Origin of the sequence: Mediterraneibacter sp. ICN-202921 (assembly GCF_037890075.1) — a bacterium.
GTDB classification, from domain to species: domain Bacteria; phylum Bacillota; class Clostridia; order Lachnospirales; family Lachnospiraceae; genus Mediterraneibacter; species Mediterraneibacter massiliensis.
Map to the genome: position 1 here is coordinate 149,990 of NZ_JBBKBE010000001.1, position 18,100 is coordinate 168,089.

General features: G+C 42.3%; 18 protein-coding genes. 1 reads left to right on the forward strand and 17 read right to left on the reverse strand.

The window, feature by feature from the left end; translation table 11 throughout:
- Positions 1–9 precede the first annotated feature (9 nt).
- The 17 genes from WKT01_RS00750 to WKT01_RS00830 all read right to left on the reverse strand — a co-directional run bounded on the left by WKT01_RS00750 (position 10) and on the right by WKT01_RS00830 (position 16,977).
- Positions 10–729 (reverse strand): TIGR03936 family radical SAM-associated protein, encoded by a 720-nt coding sequence (locus WKT01_RS00750; protein ID WP_059069531.1) that lies wholly within the window; start codon positions 727–729, stop codon positions 10–12.
- Positions 713–2,578, reverse strand: a complete 1,866-nt coding sequence (locus WKT01_RS00755; RefSeq protein ID WP_059069533.1) for a TIGR03960 family B12-binding radical SAM protein — start codon at positions 2,576–2,578, stop codon at positions 713–715. The genes WKT01_RS00750 and WKT01_RS00755 overlap by 17 nt, the downstream gene beginning before the upstream one ends.
- 216 nt (positions 2,579–2,794) lie before the next feature.
- The gene (locus WKT01_RS00760; protein ID WP_059069536.1) at positions 2,795–3,109 is read right to left on the reverse strand and encodes a hypothetical protein; all 315 of its coding nucleotides are present in this window, start codon (positions 3,107–3,109) and stop codon (positions 2,795–2,797) included.
- A 137-nt stretch (positions 3,110–3,246) separates the two neighbouring features.
- Positions 3,247–4,530 (reverse strand): bifunctional phosphoribosyl-AMP cyclohydrolase/phosphoribosyl-ATP diphosphatase HisIE, encoded by a 1,284-nt coding sequence (gene hisIE / locus WKT01_RS00765; RefSeq protein ID WP_059069538.1) that lies wholly within the window; start codon positions 4,528–4,530, stop codon positions 3,247–3,249.
- Between the two features lie 14 nt (positions 4,531–4,544).
- On the reverse strand, positions 4,545–5,132 hold the full coding sequence (gene hisB, locus WKT01_RS00770; RefSeq protein WP_117974219.1) for an imidazoleglycerol-phosphate dehydratase HisB: 588 nt from the start codon (positions 5,130–5,132) through the stop codon (positions 4,545–4,547).
- Positions 5,129–6,433, reverse strand: a complete 1,305-nt coding sequence (gene hisD, locus WKT01_RS00775; protein ID WP_059069542.1) for a histidinol dehydrogenase — start codon at positions 6,431–6,433, stop codon at positions 5,129–5,131. The genes hisB and hisD overlap by 4 nt, the downstream gene beginning before the upstream one ends.
- Positions 6,423–7,085: an ATP phosphoribosyltransferase gene (gene hisG / locus WKT01_RS00780; RefSeq protein ID WP_059069544.1), complete on the reverse strand. Its 663-nt coding sequence runs from the start codon at positions 7,083–7,085 to the stop codon at positions 6,423–6,425. Before hisG ends, hisD begins: the two co-directional genes overlap by 11 nt.
- Positions 7,086–7,097: 12 nt before the next feature.
- Positions 7,098–8,351: an ATP phosphoribosyltransferase regulatory subunit gene (gene hisZ, locus WKT01_RS00785; RefSeq protein ID WP_117974217.1), complete on the reverse strand. Its 1,254-nt coding sequence runs from the start codon at positions 8,349–8,351 to the stop codon at positions 7,098–7,100.
- Between the two features lie 73 nt (positions 8,352–8,424).
- Positions 8,425–8,958 carry a Holliday junction resolvase RecU gene (locus WKT01_RS00790; protein WP_059069548.1) on the reverse strand — a complete coding sequence of 178 codons (534 nt, stop codon included), beginning with the start codon at positions 8,956–8,958 and terminating at the stop codon, positions 8,425–8,427.
- The gene (locus tag WKT01_RS00795) at positions 8,930–9,952 is read right to left on the reverse strand and encodes an RluA family pseudouridine synthase (RefSeq protein WP_059069550.1); all 1,023 of its coding nucleotides are present in this window, start codon (positions 9,950–9,952) and stop codon (positions 8,930–8,932) included. The genes WKT01_RS00790 and WKT01_RS00795 overlap by 29 nt, the downstream gene beginning before the upstream one ends.
- Before the next feature lie 36 nt (positions 9,953–9,988).
- A complete protein-coding gene (locus tag WKT01_RS00800) occupies positions 9,989–10,567 on the reverse strand; it encodes a hypothetical protein (RefSeq protein WP_117974215.1) in 579 nt (192 codons plus the stop codon).
- Between the two features lie 12 nt (positions 10,568–10,579).
- Complete coding sequence (locus tag WKT01_RS00805) at positions 10,580–11,347, reverse strand: SDR family NAD(P)-dependent oxidoreductase (RefSeq protein ID WP_267303993.1); 768 nt, start codon at positions 11,345–11,347, stop codon at positions 10,580–10,582.
- Entirely contained in the window at positions 11,344–13,257 is a 1,914-nt protein-coding gene (locus WKT01_RS00810; RefSeq protein WP_059069556.1) for a YgiQ family radical SAM protein, read from the reverse strand. The genes WKT01_RS00805 and WKT01_RS00810 overlap by 4 nt, the downstream gene beginning before the upstream one ends.
- A 28-nt stretch (positions 13,258–13,285) precedes the next feature.
- The gene (locus WKT01_RS00815) at positions 13,286–13,957 is read right to left on the reverse strand and encodes an HAD family hydrolase (RefSeq protein ID WP_059069558.1); all 672 of its coding nucleotides are present in this window, start codon (positions 13,955–13,957) and stop codon (positions 13,286–13,288) included.
- Complete coding sequence (locus WKT01_RS00820; protein WP_059069560.1) at positions 13,951–14,655, reverse strand: pseudouridine synthase; 705 nt, start codon at positions 14,653–14,655, stop codon at positions 13,951–13,953. Before WKT01_RS00820 ends, WKT01_RS00815 begins: the two co-directional genes overlap by 7 nt.
- Before the next feature lie 30 nt (positions 14,656–14,685).
- Positions 14,686–16,077 carry an RsmF rRNA methyltransferase first C-terminal domain-containing protein gene (locus WKT01_RS00825; RefSeq protein ID WP_059069562.1) on the reverse strand — a complete coding sequence of 464 codons (1,392 nt, stop codon included), beginning with the start codon at positions 16,075–16,077 and terminating at the stop codon, positions 14,686–14,688.
- 60 nt (positions 16,078–16,137) lie between these two features.
- Complete coding sequence (locus WKT01_RS00830) at positions 16,138–16,977, reverse strand: M23 family metallopeptidase (protein WP_270394701.1); 840 nt, start codon at positions 16,975–16,977, stop codon at positions 16,138–16,140.
- A gap of 175 nt (positions 16,978–17,152) precedes the next feature.
- Between WKT01_RS00830 and WKT01_RS00835 the strand changes: the two genes are divergently transcribed.
- Positions 17,153–18,097, forward strand: coding sequence for a transporter (locus WKT01_RS00835; RefSeq protein WP_117974209.1), 945 nt, complete (start codon positions 17,153–17,155; stop codon positions 18,095–18,097).
- Positions 18,098–18,100: the final 3 nt, after the last annotated feature.

Sequence of the window (18,100 nt, forward strand, 5' to 3'; positions counted from 1 at the left end):
GCCTCCCGATCAATGAGCAGAAACATCCGTGATTTCTTTCCCAAGTGATTCCAGTGTCACCAGCCTGCGCTGTCCCTCTGTTCCTACATTTGCATACATTTCCAGGCGATGATGGGAAAAGCGAAATTCTTCAGCGGGAAGCTGCAAAAAATGTAAAAATGCTTCCATGACAAGCCCAGGTTTCAAATTCTCTGCACTCCCGGCTGCGTTTTGCATATAGATTGCCTCTCCTTTGACAGACAGTTTGTAGATCATAGGCCGTATATCCACTTTCTGTTCACTACGTTTTGTCTGTTTTACAATTCGTATCTGAGGCTGTTCATAAAACCGGTTCAGCTGTTCTTTCCAATCTGGCGGAAATGTTCCTTTTGAAACGGTTGTCAAATACTCTGCCGCTGAGAGTATCGTCATTCCTGTCATCTTCTTTTCTTCTGCGATCTGTCTGAAACTTACAACTTCGATTCCCTCTACACACGCTGCATTCATACGTCGAACTGCTTCTTCCCCATTAATCGGTTCTTGTAATTCTATATCAAAATATTCACCATCGCTGGAAAGTCCTATCCCCAGCGGGCTGGCAAAAGACATGATCATGTGCGGGCTAAAGCCTCCGGTAAATGCGATTGGAATCTGCGCCCTTCTCATAACTTTTTGAAAAAAACGCATCACATCCAGATGCCCGATAAAACGCATAGCGCCATATTTTCTGAATTTAATTCTTACTTTCATAGCAGACACCCCCTCCAAAAATAGATGCCCCGCATCCTGAACACCGAGACTTACAATTTAAAGTGACTTCACATCTCATGGCCCGCTCCCATTCCGCTCTAAGGAATTTGCGCGTCACACCGATATCAATAAAATCCCAAGGGAACAATTCATCTTCCGCTCTTTCACGGAGTGTATAGAAATCTATATCCACATGCATATTTTCAAAAGCCTGCATCCAAAGATCATTTTGAAAAGACTCTGTCCAGGAATCGTACAGGCATCCCAGACGATATGCCTCTTCTATCACTTTTCCGATACGCCTGTCTCCGCGTGCCATAACCCCCTCTAAGACGGTTACTTGTGCGTCATGCCAATTATATCGCAGACTTTTCCGGTTCAGCTGTTCTTTAAATTCCTGATTTACAATAGCTGCCCTATCCATATATTCCCTGCTTGTCAGCATAGGAGCCCACTGAAATGGAGTAAAAGGTTTTGGCACAAAAAAGGAGGAACTTGCTGTGATCTGACATTTTCCATTACGTTTTTCTTTTGGAATCTCATAATATCTGCGCGCCACTTTATCAGATAGACGGGCAATCTCCTTTATGTCCTCCTCAGTCTCTGTCGGAAGCCCCAGCATAAAGTATAATTTTACTTTAGACCAGCCGCCTTCAAATGCTTCCCCTGCGCCTTCTAATATCATTTCTTCCGTCAGACCTTTATTGATAACGTCACGCATCCTTTGCGATCCGGCTTCCGGAGCAAATGTGAGGCTGCTTTTACGGATGTCCTGCACTTTTCCCATCACATCCAACGAAAACGCGTCGATCCTAAGCGACGGCAAAGAGATATTAATTCCTCTTCCATGGAATTCATCTATCAGAAATGTAACTAGTTCTTCCAATTTTGAATAGTCACTGGAGCTTAAGGAACTCAAAGAAATTTCTTCATGCCCTGTATTTTCCAACATTTTTTTTGCCAGCTTTTTTAAAGATTCTATATCGCGTTCTCTGGTAGGACGGTATATCATACCCGCTTGGCAGAATCTGCATCCACGTATACACCCTCTCTGAATTTCCAGTACTGCTCTGTCCTGCACTGCTTTGATAAAGGGAACAACCGGTGCTTCCGGATAAGGAGCGCCTGTCATATCCATGAGAACCTGCTTTTTTACGACAGCCGGAGCATGTGCATTGACAGGCGCAAAAGAAGCAAGCGTTCCGTCTTCTTTATAGGTGGCTTCATAAAACTGCGGCACATAAATTCCTTCGATCTGCGCGGCATATTCTAAAAATTCTTGTCTGCTTTTTCCTTCCTTTCTGCATTTTTTATATGTATCAAACAATGCATCATATACGGTTTCCCCTTCTCCAATATAAAACAGATCAAAAAATTCTGCCAAAGGCTCTGGATTATAGGCACATGGACCTCCGCCTATCACGATCGGATCGCTTTCTGTACGATTGTCAGCATGAAGTGGGATCTTACTCAGATCGAGAATCTGCAAAATATTTGTATAGCACATCTCAAACTGAAGCGTAATCCCTAAAAAATCAAAATTTTTAACAGGGCTTTGCGATTCTAAAGCAAAAAGAGGTATATCGTGTTCACGCAGGATCTTATCCAGATCTAGCCACGGTGAATACACTCGCTCACACCATACATCCTCTCTTTTATTAAACATATCATAGAGAATCTGTATCCCCAGATGGGACATCCCAACCTCATACACGTCCGGGAAGCATAGCGCAAAGTGTATGTCCACACTTTCCGCCTCTTTCATAACAGCGTTCAGTTCTCCGCCAATATAGCGGGCCGGTTTTTCGATATTTAATAATATTTCATCATTTAAAGCCAGTTTTCTCATACTTATCCTTTCAAAATCCGCATAAAAAGAAATAGCGGAAAATTACAATTAATCTATTGTATTATATACATTTTAGAAAAGAAGTTCAAGAGGCGAGAAAAAGCACGAAAGAAAACCAAACCTGTTTTTACTTTCGTGCTTTATTCAAGCTCAAACCTACTTACCTATAAATCACTGTCAGACATTCAGCACCTGCTGTGAGCCCCCGATAAATATTTATAATTGTTTCCATACTTCTTCCAGTACTTCTACATCCATCTGTTTCTCGATCTGGTTTACAATCTGTTCACTTCCTACTTCTGCCACTTTGATTTGATTTGCATCTACACACACATAACAGACAAAACAGAGAAGCCCGATCGCGGCACGAAAAAAAAAGCTGTTCTTCGGTTCTGCCTGTTCGTCCGTTTCATACAATTCATGGATAATATTCCCATATCGAGGATGAACTGCCGGCAGAGATATATTCTCATCATACAGCTTGCGGGTCTGACGCAGCAGTTCTCGGCGCCGTCTTTCAGATTCATTCATAAACAGTACTCCTTTCGACTATAACTGCCTGTTTCAAATGATGTTCTTTCTAATATTTATGTATGTTTATAAATCTTTAGAACTTCCCGCTATTTGCTTGATAAGAGCTGTTTCCTGCCGACAGCAATCATGTTCGTCTATCTTTCTGCCAGTTCTTTCGTAATATCTTCCCATGTCACATTTTTTTCTGCCATAAGGACCATTACATGGTACAGAAAATCTGAGATCTCATATTTGATTTCTTCAGGATTCGGATTTTTCGCAGCAATAACGATCTCTGTCGCTTCTTCTCCGACTTTCTTTAATATTTTATCAAGCCCTTTTTCAAACAGATAATTTGTGTAAGAACCTTCTTTTGGATGTTCCTTTCTGTCCATGATTGTTTGATAGACATTTTCAAATATCTGCAGAGGATTTTTTGCATCATAATCATTTCCTACAATCGGCTGGTAGAAACAAGTACGGTTTCCTGTGTGACATGCGGCGCCTATCTGTTCCACTTTCGCCAAAAGGGTGTCTTTGTCACAATCGATCGTAAGAGTCCGCACATACTGGAAATGTCCGGAGGTCTCCCCTTTTACCCACTGAGATTTCCTGCTTCTGCTGTAATAAGTCATCCTCCCAGTTTTAACAGTATTTTCAAAGGCCTCTTCGTCCATATATGCCATCATCAATACTTCATTCGTCTTAAAGTCCTGTACAACAACAGGAAGTAGTCCGTCGGAATTTAATTTAAACTCAGAAAAATCCATCAAACTTTCAAAAGATGTCATCTTGATTCCTTCTTTTGCGCAGATTCCCTTGAATGCATTAAAATCCATTTCACGCTGGCTGATAAACATCCCCGACACGCCTTTTACACCATCACATTTTAAAATCTTGAGGATTTCGCTCTGTTCCATTGTATCAGTCACTACAACACATGGAATTTCTGTTATATTCATAACAGAATTCAGATCCAGTCGATGCATGAATACGATTTCTGTACTGTATTCTTCAATCAGATGCTGCTGTTTAAACAAGGCATCAAAATCATTGAGAGAGACTGCAATCCGTTCTTTGCCAAATCGCTTTGCCACATCCTCGATCAACTCTAAAGAAACCGGCTTTGAAAAATTAAGCATCGCCCGTTTTGCGCCTGCATAGAGAATCTTTTTCACATCCTCCTGCCTGCGGATATTTCCGCCTGCGATCATAGGAATACTGATAACACGGTGGATCTTCTTCATCAAATCGATCGCTTCGTCATGTTCTTCATCTGAATTTGACAGATCAAAAATGATCAGTTCATCTGCCCCCATCTCACTGTAATACTTTGCCAGGGCAACGACATCAGCTGCCACAACTGTTCTGTTGTCAAACCAGGTTACTGCTTTCCCTCCATCTATAAATATGCAGGGAGTCAATCTTTTATAGCTCATTTCTCATTTCTCCTTTATAAGCTGCCCTTTGTAGACCAGACTTCTTTTATCCTGGGTTCAGGCATTGTAGCAGCATCCAAAGCTTTTCCGAATGCTTTGAACAATGCTTCTGCCATATGATGATCATTTCCCTTCTCCAGGATCTTCAAGTGCAGATTCATTGCCGCACTGTAGGATACTGCATAGAAAAATTCCCGCACCATCGCTGTATCCATAGTTCCAAGAAGCGGAACATTAAATTCCGCATCATACTTCAAATACGGACGGCCAGACAAATCTACCGCACTTAAGGCAAGTGTTTCATCCATGGGGAGGATATAAAATCCATACCTTTTGATACCTGTCTTATCGCCCAGCGCTTCTGCGATCGCCTGCCCAAGTACGATTCCTGTATCTTCGATCGTATGATGACTGTCTACATCCAGATCTCCCTGTGCGCATACGTCCAGATCAAACAGACCGTGTCTTGCAAAACCGTCCAGCATATGGTCAAAGAACGGGATTCCCGTATTGATACGCGTATTACCCTGTCCATCCAGGCAAATACTAAGTGTTATATCTGTCTCCTTTGTCTTCCGTGTACATCTTCCGATACGTTTCATTGGCAGTCCTCCTTTTCAAAACGGACTCTGACTGAATTTGCGTGTGCCGTCAGTCTCTCTGCCTGCGCGAACTGTTCAATATCCTTATGTACGGTTCTTAATGCCTCTTTTGAATAAGAGATGATACTTGACTTCTTCAAAAAATCATCTACTGAAAGAGGGGAGAAAAATTTTGCCGTTCCATTGGTCGGCAGGACATGATTAGGGCCCGCAAAATAGTCTCCCAACGGCTCGCTTGCATATTCTCCGATAAAAATCGCACCCGCATTTCGGATCTTTGTCATCACCTCAAACGGATTCGCAGTCATAATCTCCAAATGTTCAGAGGCGATTTCATTGGCCGCATCAATTGCCTCCTCCAGTGTATCCGCTACCAATATATGTCCATAATTTTCTAAAGACTTTGCTATGATCTCTCCTCTGGATAGTTCTGCGATAAACTGATCTATCTGGCTGGAAACCTCTTTTGCGAGTTCCTGGCTTGTAGTCACCAAAATAGCAGAAGCAAGTTCGTCATGTTCTGCCTGTGAGAGCAGATCTGCCGCCACATATCGTGGATTCGCTGTCTCATCTGCCAGTACTAAAATTTCACTGGGACCTGCAATAGAATCGATACTCACATGTCCGTAGACAGCTTTTTTAGCCAGAGCAACATAGATATTCCCAGGCCCTACGATCTTGTCTACTTTCGGCACACTCTGTGTACCGTAAGCAAGAGCTGCGATTGCCTGTGCTCCTCCGACTTTATAAATTTCATCTGCTCCTGCCTCATTTGCCGCTACTAAGGTAGTCGGAGCGATCTTCCCTTCTTTATCCGGCGGCGTTACCATGATAATTTTTTCTACCCCAGCTACCTTTGCTGGAAGAATGTTCATTAACACTGAAGAAGGATAAGCTGCCTTTCCCCCCGGAACATAAACGCCTGCTTTTTGGATCGCCGTTACCTTCTGACCGAGTATAGTGCCATCCGGTTTGCTGTCAAACCAGCTGTACTGCATCTGTTTTGCATGATACTCCCTGATGTTTTTCATCGCTCTGCGGATGATCTCAAGCAACTGTCCGTCTACTTTCTGATACGCCTGATCAATTTCTTCCTTTGTCACGAGAATATTGTTCTTGTTTAAAGAAAAACCGTCGAATCTTTCCGTATAGGAAAAAAGCGCCTCGTCTTTCTTATCCTTGACCGCGCGAATGATTTCCTGTACACTCGCCTCATACATTCCATAACTATTGGGGCTTCTTTTTAATAATGCTTCCAAAAGATTCTGCTTAGAACCTTCATTTAATTTTTCAATGCGCATCTTTCTCATTCCCTTCTTGCAGCAACTTTCTAAGATTCTGGATCAATTCTTTGATCCTTTCATTTTCCATCCTCATACTGACTGGATTCACGATCATCCGGGCGGATAAAGGACATACCTCCTCTAATACAACAAGTCCGTTTTCCCTTAAAGTAGATCCCGTTTCTACAATATCGACAATAACTTCTGATAAACCTACGATAGGCGCAAGCTCGATCGAACCGTGCATTTTGATGATTTCGACCGTCTGGTGTTTCTTATTGTAAAAATACTCTTTGGCAATTTTCGGATACTTGGTAGCGACCCGGATCAGCTCATGCCGATTTAAAAGCTCTCTTGCCGTTTCGTGGCCGCATACACACATACGGCATTTTCCAAAACCAAGATCCAAGACCTCATGGACTTTCCTTCCTTCCTCCACGATCGTATCTCTTCCCACAACTCCGATATCCGCCGCGCCATATTCTACATAGGTAGGTACATCCGGACCTTTTGCCAGAAAAAATTTTAATTTTAACTCTTCATTCACAAAAATCAGCTTCCTGGAATTTTTATCTTTCATCTCTTCACAAGTGATTCCCAGCTTTTCCAGCATTTCCAGCGTTTTGCTCGCCAGGCGCCCTTTCGTAAGGGCAAATGTCAAATATCTCATCTTTCGCTCCTTTTAGTCTGCTTTTTTGGCTGCGTCTGCTATCTTTTCTTCGCCGGTTTTTAAATTGATCATCTCAATCTTTAAATCTTCTCTCAAATATAGTATACTGACCGCATTCATTCTTCTGCCGTACCGGATAAAATGTTCTTTTTCTTCTGCGCCTTCTCTTTTATACATACTGATACATTTTCCTTTTGCGCGGAAACTCTTAGCCAGAGAAAGCGCCCATTTTTCCGTATTTTCCGTGTAAACGATCAGATTTACATGTCCTGTTTCAACCGGGATTTTCTGTCGGTTCAAAGCACTCATCAATTCATCGATGATAATAGCAAAACCAATAGAAGGTGTATTCTTTCCAAATTTTTCTAAAAGATGATCATAGCGCCCTCCCCTTACGACAGCATCCCCTGTTCCATACGTATAAGCGCGGAATATGATCCCTGTATAATATCCATAGCTTCCGCTCATGCTCAGATCAAAGGTAATATGCTTTTCGACTCCGTACAGTACAAGCAGCTTATAGATTTTGAGAAGTCTTACAATTGCCCGTCGCGCGTTGACAGAAGGCGCGATCTTTGCCGCTTTCTCCATGATTTCCGGTCCTCCTGTCAGTTCCGGCAGAATGCGGAATGCTTCTTTTACGCTCCCTTTCACATGCGATGTATCCAAAACTTCTTCCACTCCGAAATAGTTCCTGTTTACGATCAGGGAATGGAGTTCTTCTTTCTTTTCTTTTGTAAGACCTGTCGCTTCCATTAGACTCTGGATAAAATCCACATGCCCTACGCTGACTTGAAATTCTTTTAAACCAACCTTTTCCAGGCCATCGATCACCATAGCGATCATCTCTGCATCTGCGGCAGTTGAATCTAATCCGATCAATTCCGCTCCAAGTTGTGTATTTTCCTTTAATCTTCCCTGGTAGCTGGAATGATTGATAAATGTATTTCCTGTGTAGCACAGGCGGATTGGAAAGTCCTCCGGCTCAAACAACGTTGCCGCAGCGCGTGCTACAGAAGGTGTGATGTCCGGACGAAGCGCCAGGATATTGCCGTCCCGATCAAAAAATTTATAAAGTTCCTGCACGGAAATCGTACCGATTTCTTTTCGAAATACATCGAAATATTCAAATGTCGGCGTCTGTATATCCTGATATCCGTATAAGTGTAGTGTATCCTGTAATTTTTCCTGCAAGGCAAGCTTTATCCTACATTCTTTATTATAAATATCCCGGACGCCTTCCGGTGTATGGAGTTTTTCTTCCATGTTCCGCCTCCTCACTTTACTGTGCTAATACATTAAATTGCTTCTGTCATTATACGAATTTTCTTTCTGTCTGTCAATCCCTGCTATCCAAATCCTTTTGGATATAATCCAGATAAGGTACGAAATACCCATTTTTAAACGCCATAAAAAAGGATGGATCTAATTCTTCATATCGAAAACTTTTCCGACCGCCTTCTTTTGCCCGCTTCCAAAACTTCAAAATCTCTTTGAACTGCATATAGTATAGTTCATTTCTATGACTGAAATAGAGAAGAAGAAAAGAGATGCCGCCTTGTCTTTCAAATTTCTCCATAAAAGAAACCTGATGCTCATGTATATTCTGAAGCGGGAACGTATCTGCATGACATTCTTTTGCATCAAAACAGACAGGAAGACCCTGCACAGCACCGATGTAGTCTACCGTACTGATCTTATCAAAATATGCCAATGTGATATGACGTTGCTCTTTATCTATCTTCACAGGCGTGATCGGCGTAGGGATCTTCTGTATCAGAGCTAGTCCCAGTTCCCCATATCGGTCATTCGTCCTATTGACAAAGTCTTCCAGCGCAGAACCTCTAAGGCCTCTTGAATTCCATGTCGCCATCTGTGTTCACTCCTTTTGCACGCAGCACCTTCTCAAAAAGAGATGGAAGAGGCGCTGTAATTTTCATTCCCGATAAATGCCGCAGTTCTCCTTTACATTCCGGCATGATAAGCTGATAAGCATGAAGTAACTGTGACTGACAGCCAAACTCTTTTTTATACTGTTCATTGAGCCTGTATTCTCCGTATTTATAATCGCCGATCAACGGATGTCCAATACTCGCAAGATGCGCACGTATCTGGTGAGTTTTTCCAGTGATCAGATGCACCTTTAAAAGTGTAGAATCATCTGCTGTAGCAATAGGCTGGTATTCTGTCTCAATATAAGCTTCTTCTTTTCTGTACACATCCGTCTGTGCTTCGTCTATTTTAAAAGGCAGGATTGTTACTTTATTATGTGTCCTGTCCTTTACAAGTACTCCTCGTATATGCGCAGATGCAGTGATCTGTCCCTTTACAAGACAAAGATACTGCTTCTGTATAGTCCTCTTCTTAAATCCAGCATTTAACTGCTGCAAAGCAGCAAGTGTCTTTCCTGCTGCTATGATCCCACTTGTATTTCTGTCCAGACGATTGCAGATGGAGGGGCGAAAAGTAAGAAGTTCTTCTTCTTTTAGCTGTCCACTCTTCAACAGATAGGTGACTATATGTTCCACGAGAGACTCATCCTGTGGTTTCGCCTTCTGGGACAGCATGCCGACTGGCTTATTAATAAAAAGCACGTCTTTGTCTTCATATAAGATATTCAATTTCCCCTCCGTATATTGTATCTGTGTATTGGAAAATTTCGAAAGGGTTTCCTCTGATAGGAAAAACTTTATTCTGTCCCCCGTACACAGCTTCTCGTTTCCTGCGGCCTTTTTTCCGTTCAGTGTGATGTTCTTTTTGCGCAGCATTTTATACAGGAAACTCTTCGGAGCAGTATTCAGATACTTTCCAAGTAGTTTATCCAATCGCTGCCCCGCTTCCTTTTCACTGATATAAATTTCTTTCATATTCCACCCATTTCGTTTTTTCTTCCGTCGTTTGCGCTACATAGAAATATTTAAGATCGTGTGCAAAATACGCGCTTCCGTTTCCTTTGTATCTTTTTTTTCTACAGCTGCGATATTGTTAAGACCTTCTGCCCGTGCCAAGAAAGCCTTATACTGATTTAAAATTTTTACATTGGCATTGGAAAACTGATTTTCAACCAGGATACTCCGTATATATCTGGAAGCCTCCTGCACATTTACTTTACTGTAGTGCGTATAGCCAAAAACAGTATGCCCGGATATGACAATGCAGTCTATGGGCATGATCTTTTCACGGCTCGTGATAATCATATCATAACCAACTGTCAGATGTGTAGTGACAGCTTTCACCTCTTTTACCAGATTTTCCTTGACCGAATGGTATGGAAATCTGCTGATGACCCCTACCAGTGCTTTAGAAGCAGGCAGACAGCCAAGCACGGCTACTACTGTAAGCATATTCAGCCGTGTATGTGTCTGGCTGTATCCGAGCAGAAAAATCAAAAGCACGATCCCAAAGTAAATAATGGTGCGCAGAATCTCTACTTTTCTTTTATAATCTAAAAATCCCGGGGTACCTTTTTGTACTCTTTTCATCTGTATGACTCCTTACTTTCTCCCAATTTGTTCTAGTTTTAACACAAGACGGTGCGGCAAGACCTTCGCCGCTATCTGCGCTCCCTTCATAGGAAGTCCATATATAGACAAAGATTTCCTGGCGCGGCTGTCCAAAAGCGCTTTTCGTACCACCTGCGGCGCTTCTGCCATGACTTTTTCTTTTAGGAAACTTTCCGGTCTGCCCGCTGTTTCAAAAAATTCCGTATCTACCGGTCCCGGACATACGGCTGTAACATAGATTCTTCTGTTTTTTACTTCTTCTCCCAATGCTCTGGAAAAACTCAGCACATAGGCTTTTGTCGCCGCATATACGGCAAATCCGGGCTGCGGACAAAATGCGGCGGCGGACGCAATGTTTAAGATCCGGCTTCCTGCTGACATATATGGCAGACATACAAAAGTCATTTCTGTCAATGCACGGCAGTTTAAGTCTATCATACGGCTCTGACATCCTGCTTCTTTTCGCCGTATATCTTCTGCGTTTCCAGACTTTCCGAAACCGGCTGCATTGACTAACATACGGATATCCGGTTTTTCAGTTTCCAAAAGATTGCTCAATTCTGTATATATTTCTTTTTCTGTCAGATCCCCGTTAAAAATCCGCACCGGGACACGTATCTGTGCCGAAAGTGCGAGAAGCTTTTCCTTCCGTCTGGCGATCACCCATATTTCATCTAGTGTTTGATAAAAATACTCCATTTGTCTTGCAAATTCTCTTCCTATACCGGAAGAGGCGCCTGTTATGATCCCGATTTTCATCTAGTTCCCTTCTTTCTGTGCGTATTGCGTATCGTCTTTTTCCTCCTGTTTTTGAATTCCGTATTTCTTCCCGCCTTTGGCTGTTCCTTTCCTTTATCCTGTTTATTCTTTATCCGTCTTGGCGCGATCAGACACTGCGGACCAAATCCGATCAGATCAGTTCTGCCTGCTTTTTTCAGTGCTTCATAAACCAATTCATAATTTTCTGGCCTTCTGTATTGTATCAGCGCCCGCTGCATTGCTTTTTCATGAGGAGAACGCGGAACATAGACCTCTTTCATCGTTCGTGGATCCAAACCTGTATAATACATACAAGTCGATATCGTAGAAGGCGTCGGATAAAAATCTTGTACTTGTTCCGGCATATACCCTAAGTCCCTACAGTACTCTGCCAACTCTACTGCTTCTTTCAGTGAAGAACCAGGATGTGAGGACATTAAGTAAGGGACAAGATACTGCTCCTTGTTTAATCGTTTGTTCATTTCTGTGTATTCTTTTATAAATTCCCGATATACACTGTTCTTTGGCTTCCCCATCATATGAAGCACAGTATCTGAGACATGTTCCGGGGCTACTTTTAATTGCCCGCTCACATGATGCTCACACAGTTCTTTTAAAAACGACTGGTCTTTTTCTGCAAGTACATAGTCAAACCGAATACCGGAACGTATAAATACTTTTTTCACTTTTGGTATATTTCTTAATTTTTTTAGTAACTGTATATAGTTTTTATGGCTGGCATCTAAATTTTTACAAGGAGAAGGAAACAGACACTGCCTGTCCTTGCAAGTTCCCACACGCAGCTGTTTTTTACATGCCGGATGTCTGAAATCCGCCGTAGGACCTCCCACATCATGGATATAACCCTTAAATTCCTTTTCTTGGGTAAGTATTTTTGCTTCTGTGAGCAGAGATTCATGACTTCTCGTCTGTATGATCCTACCCTGATGGAAAGTCAGCGCACAAAAATTACAGCCGCCAAAGCAGCCTCGATTGCTGATCAGGCTGAATTTCACTTCTGCAATCGCTGGAATCCCTCCCGCTTCTTTATAGGATGGATGGAAAGTACGCATATAGGGCAGTGCATACACATCATCCATTTCCATCTCAGTAAGCGGTTTGGAGGGAGGATTTTGCAGAACATATACATGTTCACTATACTTTTCCACAAGACGTTTTCCTGTAAACGGATCCGTATTACAGTACTGTGTGTAGAAACTCTGTGCATACTGCTTTTTATCTGTTTTCATTTTCTCAAAGGAAGGCAGGGCAACATAGTCATAGACAGCATCTATCGAAGATACTTTGACAACCGTCCCATCAATATAAGTCAGATCCTGTACCGCAATTCCTGCATCTAATCCTTCTGCGATCTCTAAGATAGAATGTTCTCCCATGCCATAAGAGATCATGTCTGCGGCGGAATCTAATAAAATGGAACGTCTGAGCCTGTCCGACCAGTAATCATAGTGAGCGAGCCGCCTCAGGCTCGCTTCTATGCCGCCTAAAATAATCGGCACGTCTTTATATGCCTGCCGGATCAGATTGCCATACACAGCCGTCGCGTAATCTGGCCGTTTTCCGATTTCTCCGCCGGGAGTATAAGCATCTTTCTTTCGTCTTTTTCCAGATACAGAATAATGGTTGACCATAGAATCCATATTGCCCGCCGATACAAGAAATGCAAGACGGGGTTTCCCGTATTCCATAATACTCTCTTTCTTTTTCCAATCTGGCTGCGAAAGGATTCCGACTTTATATCCATGTGCTTCCAGAAGCCGGCTGATGATCGCATGTCCAAAAGAAGGATGATCGACATAAGCATCCCCAATGACATAAACAAAATCTACATATTTCCAGCCTCTTTTCTCCATATCCTGTCTGCATATCGGCAAAAATTCCCGGTTCATCTTTATACTCCCTGTGTTTTACCACTTTTTAAAAACATCTTTCATAGGTATCCTGGAATATTTCAAAATAGTCATGAATGAAATAATCCGCAAGCTCCTTTTTTTCATCTGTGAGCGGGCGGGAAAACGCGTCATCCACTGCACATACTTCCATGCCCGCATTCTTTCCGGCTCGTATTCCATTTGGTATATCTTCAAATACGAGGCACGCTTCAGGCGAAACCTGCAGTTCCTTTGCCACTTGCAAATAGATATCCGGGCTTGGCTTTCCGCAAGGCACCTCGCAGGAAGTCTTGACTGACTGAAAATACCAGTCTATATCCAGTGCTTTAAGCGCCGCCTCCGCAAGAGTTCTCGCATTGCTGGTGGCGATCCCGAGAAGTATATGTCGCTCTTTCATTTTATCCAAAAATTCTTTTGCCCCTGGTTTTAAAAGAACCTTTGTCTTATACAGTTCCATTGTCATCTCTATCCATTCTGCCTGCACTTCCTCCACGGTTTTATGCAGGTTAGGAAAGGTGTCTACGAAATACAGCGCTGTTTCTGTATAACTTTTCCCTTCAATTGCCCTGTGAAAATCTTCCGGTAAGGTAAGGTGGTACTTCTGTACGTATTTTCTATCCACTTCCGGCCAGATCCACATAGAATCTACCAAAGATCCATCCATATCAAAGATCACTGCTTTTTTCTTTTTTAACATAACTTTTCCTTTTCTTCCTCTGTCAATTCCCGGTATTCCCCCGGCTTCAATGTCTCATCCAATCGCAGATTGCCCATCTGTATACGTTTTAAATACAGCACTCTTTTTCCAATGGCTTGGAACATTCGCTTTACCTGATGGAATTTTCCTTCCTGTATGGTCAGTTCAATTTCTGAAATCTCACCGGAAAAAAGGATTTTTAGCTTTCCCGGCAACGTTCGCCTTTTTTCTCCAATATCCATTCCCTCTGCAAATACATCTACATCTGCCTCTGTTACCGGACCTTCTATTTTGGCATAATAGATTTTGTCTACATGCTTTTTGGGAGAAAGTATGCGATGCGCAAATCCGCCGTCGTTGGTAAGCAAAAGAAGTCCTTCCGTATCCTTGTCCAGCCTGCCGGCTGGGAACAGATCTTTTCTTGGAGCTTCCATAAGGGAAAGTACTGTCTTTTCGCTTTTATCCTGTGTCGCAGATACTACGCCCGACGGCTTATTCATCATATAATATACAAAAGAAGTATAAGAAATCTGAGTTCCCTCCAGACATACAATACTTTCTTTTGTATCAACCTTTGCCTCCGGTCTTCGGACAGTCTGACCGTCTACTTTCACCAGACCTTTCGCAATCTGCTTTTTTACTTCGCTTCTTGCAGCGGCAGTCATATCCGCAAGGTATTTGTCCAGTCTTATTTTCATATGCTGTTTTCCTTTTCTTGTATCTATTCTCTATCTGGATGACTGCCAGCGCCATCCCGGCAAGTATTTGTTTTTGAGCATACCGCTTAATAATTTTCCGAATCCGAGAGAATATCCATCCACACAGACAAGATACCAGCCTTTATCATTCTCCTGGACAAGGTCGGAAACATCTAGTGTCTCTCCTTTTAAATACTTAATGACACGTTCGTCTGTACAGGGAAAATTTAAAACAAACGGATATTCCTCTTTTTTTAAGTTCATCGCAAACGCCTGACTTGGTTCAAAACGTTTCTTCTTTACTTCTCCCAAGAACAATCCTGTACGAAGGAATCGCAACTTTTGCATCTTAGGAAGCCCTGTAGGCATATAATAGACTTTCCCGTTATTGATTTCAAATCTGCTTCTGTCAAAGGATCGTTTCACCAATTGAAGAAACTCCTCTAATTCTTCCGGCAGCTTTCCGGAAAGTGCATGCCCTTTTTGAGACTTATCGTCTTCAAAACCCCTCTCTTTTTTCTTGAGTAATGCCAGAAAATGTCCTTCTCCCTTCATACGATGCGGGAAAATACGCACCGTTTTATTAAGATTTAGATTTTCTTCTTCTGCTCCTTTTGGAATACCTGGAGAAAAACCGTCATATCCGTCTATTTCACATAGTTCAAATTCCGGGCACTGCTCTAACAGACAGGCGATCACCTGTTCATTTTCGCTGCGGTCAAACGTACAGGTGGAATACAGCATCATTCCCCCGGGACGCAGCATGGAAGCCGCCTGCATGATGATATTCTTCTGTATTTTAGAAAAGTAGGACGGTCCGTGTTCTTCCCATGCTTTTATCATTTTTTTATCTTTGCGGAACATCCCTTCTCCGGAACAAGGCGCATCGATCAGTATTTTATCAAAATATTCTGCAAATATTTTTGTCAAATTACCAGGCTCTTCATTTAATATAAGCAGATTCCCGATTCCGAATAGTTCCAGGTTCTTTAAAAGCCCCTTAGCTCTGGATGAACTGATATCGTTTGCAGCCAAAAGTCCTTCCCCTTTTAATCGTGCTCCCAACTCCGTAGCTTTCCCTCCCGGAGCCGCACAGACATCCAGTACTTTATCTCCCGGGCAGATCGGAAGTCTGTCCGCCGGTGTCATTGCGCTTGGTTCCTGCAGATAGTAGAGTCCGGCAAAATAGTACGGATGCTTTGCCGGCTGTACCACTTCACCATCATAATAAAAACCATTATGTATCCAGGGGATCGGCTCTAAATGCCAGGGGGCGATTTTCAAAAAGTCTTCTACAGAAATCTTGTTTGTATTGACACGCAGACCATAATGCCGTTCTTCCTCAAAACACTGTATATACTTTTCATAGTCAGCACCTAAAAGCGTCTGCATCTTTTCTTCAAATAATTTGGGTAAATTCATCTTTTTTCCTCCACACGTGAATGATTATAGCATAAAACCATCCATAAAACTACCCATGCGCTAATACACACAGGAGATCTTACGTGATTCCAAATACTTCAATGCCGGATAAGGATTGATACTGATCTCCTTTCCATCTACATTCAAATAAATTCCTACATGGAGATGCACCGGAAAATTTCCTTTTGTTCCTTCTTTTTTGCCGTACCCCGTATCCCCCATATATCCAAGGAGATCTCCTGCATGTACTATATCTCCCTCCTCAATGTCCGCATAGGAATCCATATGCGCATAGTAAAAATAGGCACCTTTTTCCGTTTCAATCCCCAGCCGCCAGCCACCTAGTTCCAGCCAGCCTTTCTGTCTTACCACACCGTCCGTCATACTGATGACCGGATAGTATCCCCGTTTGTCTACTGTAGGCATGATATCTGTCCCCTCATGCCCTCTCTCCCCTTTGTAGCTGCGTGAAAACATCCACGAATTTTCAAATGTGACTGCTACATGAGAATGGTTGGAAGCTTCTGGGATCGGAAAATATTCTAAATCATCCCATATTGCTTTGCATGCTTTATTATATGTATCCCAGCCTTTCGCTTTTTCCCACTTTTCTTTTGTATCCTTTAACTTCTCCACAGTCGGCATCTTAGCTGCCTGTTTCGTCTCAAAGTCTTGTTCCAGCCAGTACAGCGCCAGGACTTCTCCTGGCTCTTCCATATTTTGTATCTGTTTCTGCATCTGTGTATCAACCGGCTGAGAACGAAATTTTTCTGTTGCGGCCGTTGTCTCGGAAAGCCTGCTTAATGCCGCATGTTCCCTCAGATTGTGAAATGCGGTGGATAGAAATAGAAGAAGACAGAAATTAAAAATCAGATACCGTTTTACTCGATTTCTTTTCAAAAAAACCTCTTTTTATTTTACTATATGTTCCTTGCAAGACTTTTATAAATATATCTGCAATACAGCATAAAAAAGCATACTGCTTCATATATCAAGAGAAGGGGGCATCCTACGTCCAACTCCAGAAAGGGGAACCTCCTGCATGGCATGAACACGGGAAAGGAAGGCACTATCTATGACAAAACGATATATTTCGATCATTTTATGTATTTTTACATTTGTAGCCATGCTTGCATTTCCAAAAGCAGTCTTCAATGGTGCAAGCGAAGGCCTTCTGCTATGGTTCCAGATTATTTTCCCCACATTATTTCCCTTTCTTCTTATCACCAATCTTTTACTTTTAACAGACAGTATCCACTATATTGCCCAGAGTATAGCCGGTCCTCTACGTTTTCTTTTTCGCGTATCAGATAACGGAAGTTTTGTACTGCTTATCGGTTTCCTGTGTGGTTATCCGATGGGTGCGAAAATGGCAGCCGATCTCGTTATTTCACATAAGATCACCGAAGCAGAAGGAAAATATCTTTTATCTTTTTGTAATAATACAAGTCCTGTATTCATCCTTAATTTTATTGTATGGAAAACCCTGGGAAAAGAGGAATTCGCCCTTCCTACGTTTCTGATCCTTCTGACCGCTCCTATATTCGTAAGCTTTGTGACACGTCGTTTTTACTTAAAGGACCAGTCTGCTTTTCAAAACATCGAGAAAAGAGATTGTAAAAAGAAAACGCTGGATTTTTCTATGTTGGATTCCTGTATGATGAATAGTTTTGAGACTATTGTAAAAGTCGGAGGCTATATCATACTCTTTTCCGTTATTCTAACACTTCTGCAGGAATTTCCGTGGAAAAATCCACTTTTTGATTTTGCGCTCCCAACCTTGGAAGTTACAAATGGAATTTTGATGCTGCACCGATATTCTCTTCCATTTATGATAGAATATCCGGCAATCCTTGCCCTCACATCATTCGGCGGCTTCTGCTCAGTCGCCCAAACGCAATGTATGATACAGAAAACCGGGATCCCCTTACTTCCTTATATCATAGAAAAACTGGCTGCCTCGTTGGCAGCCAGTCTACTGGCATTTATTTATCTCTTAGTAAAAAATTCTATACTTTAACTT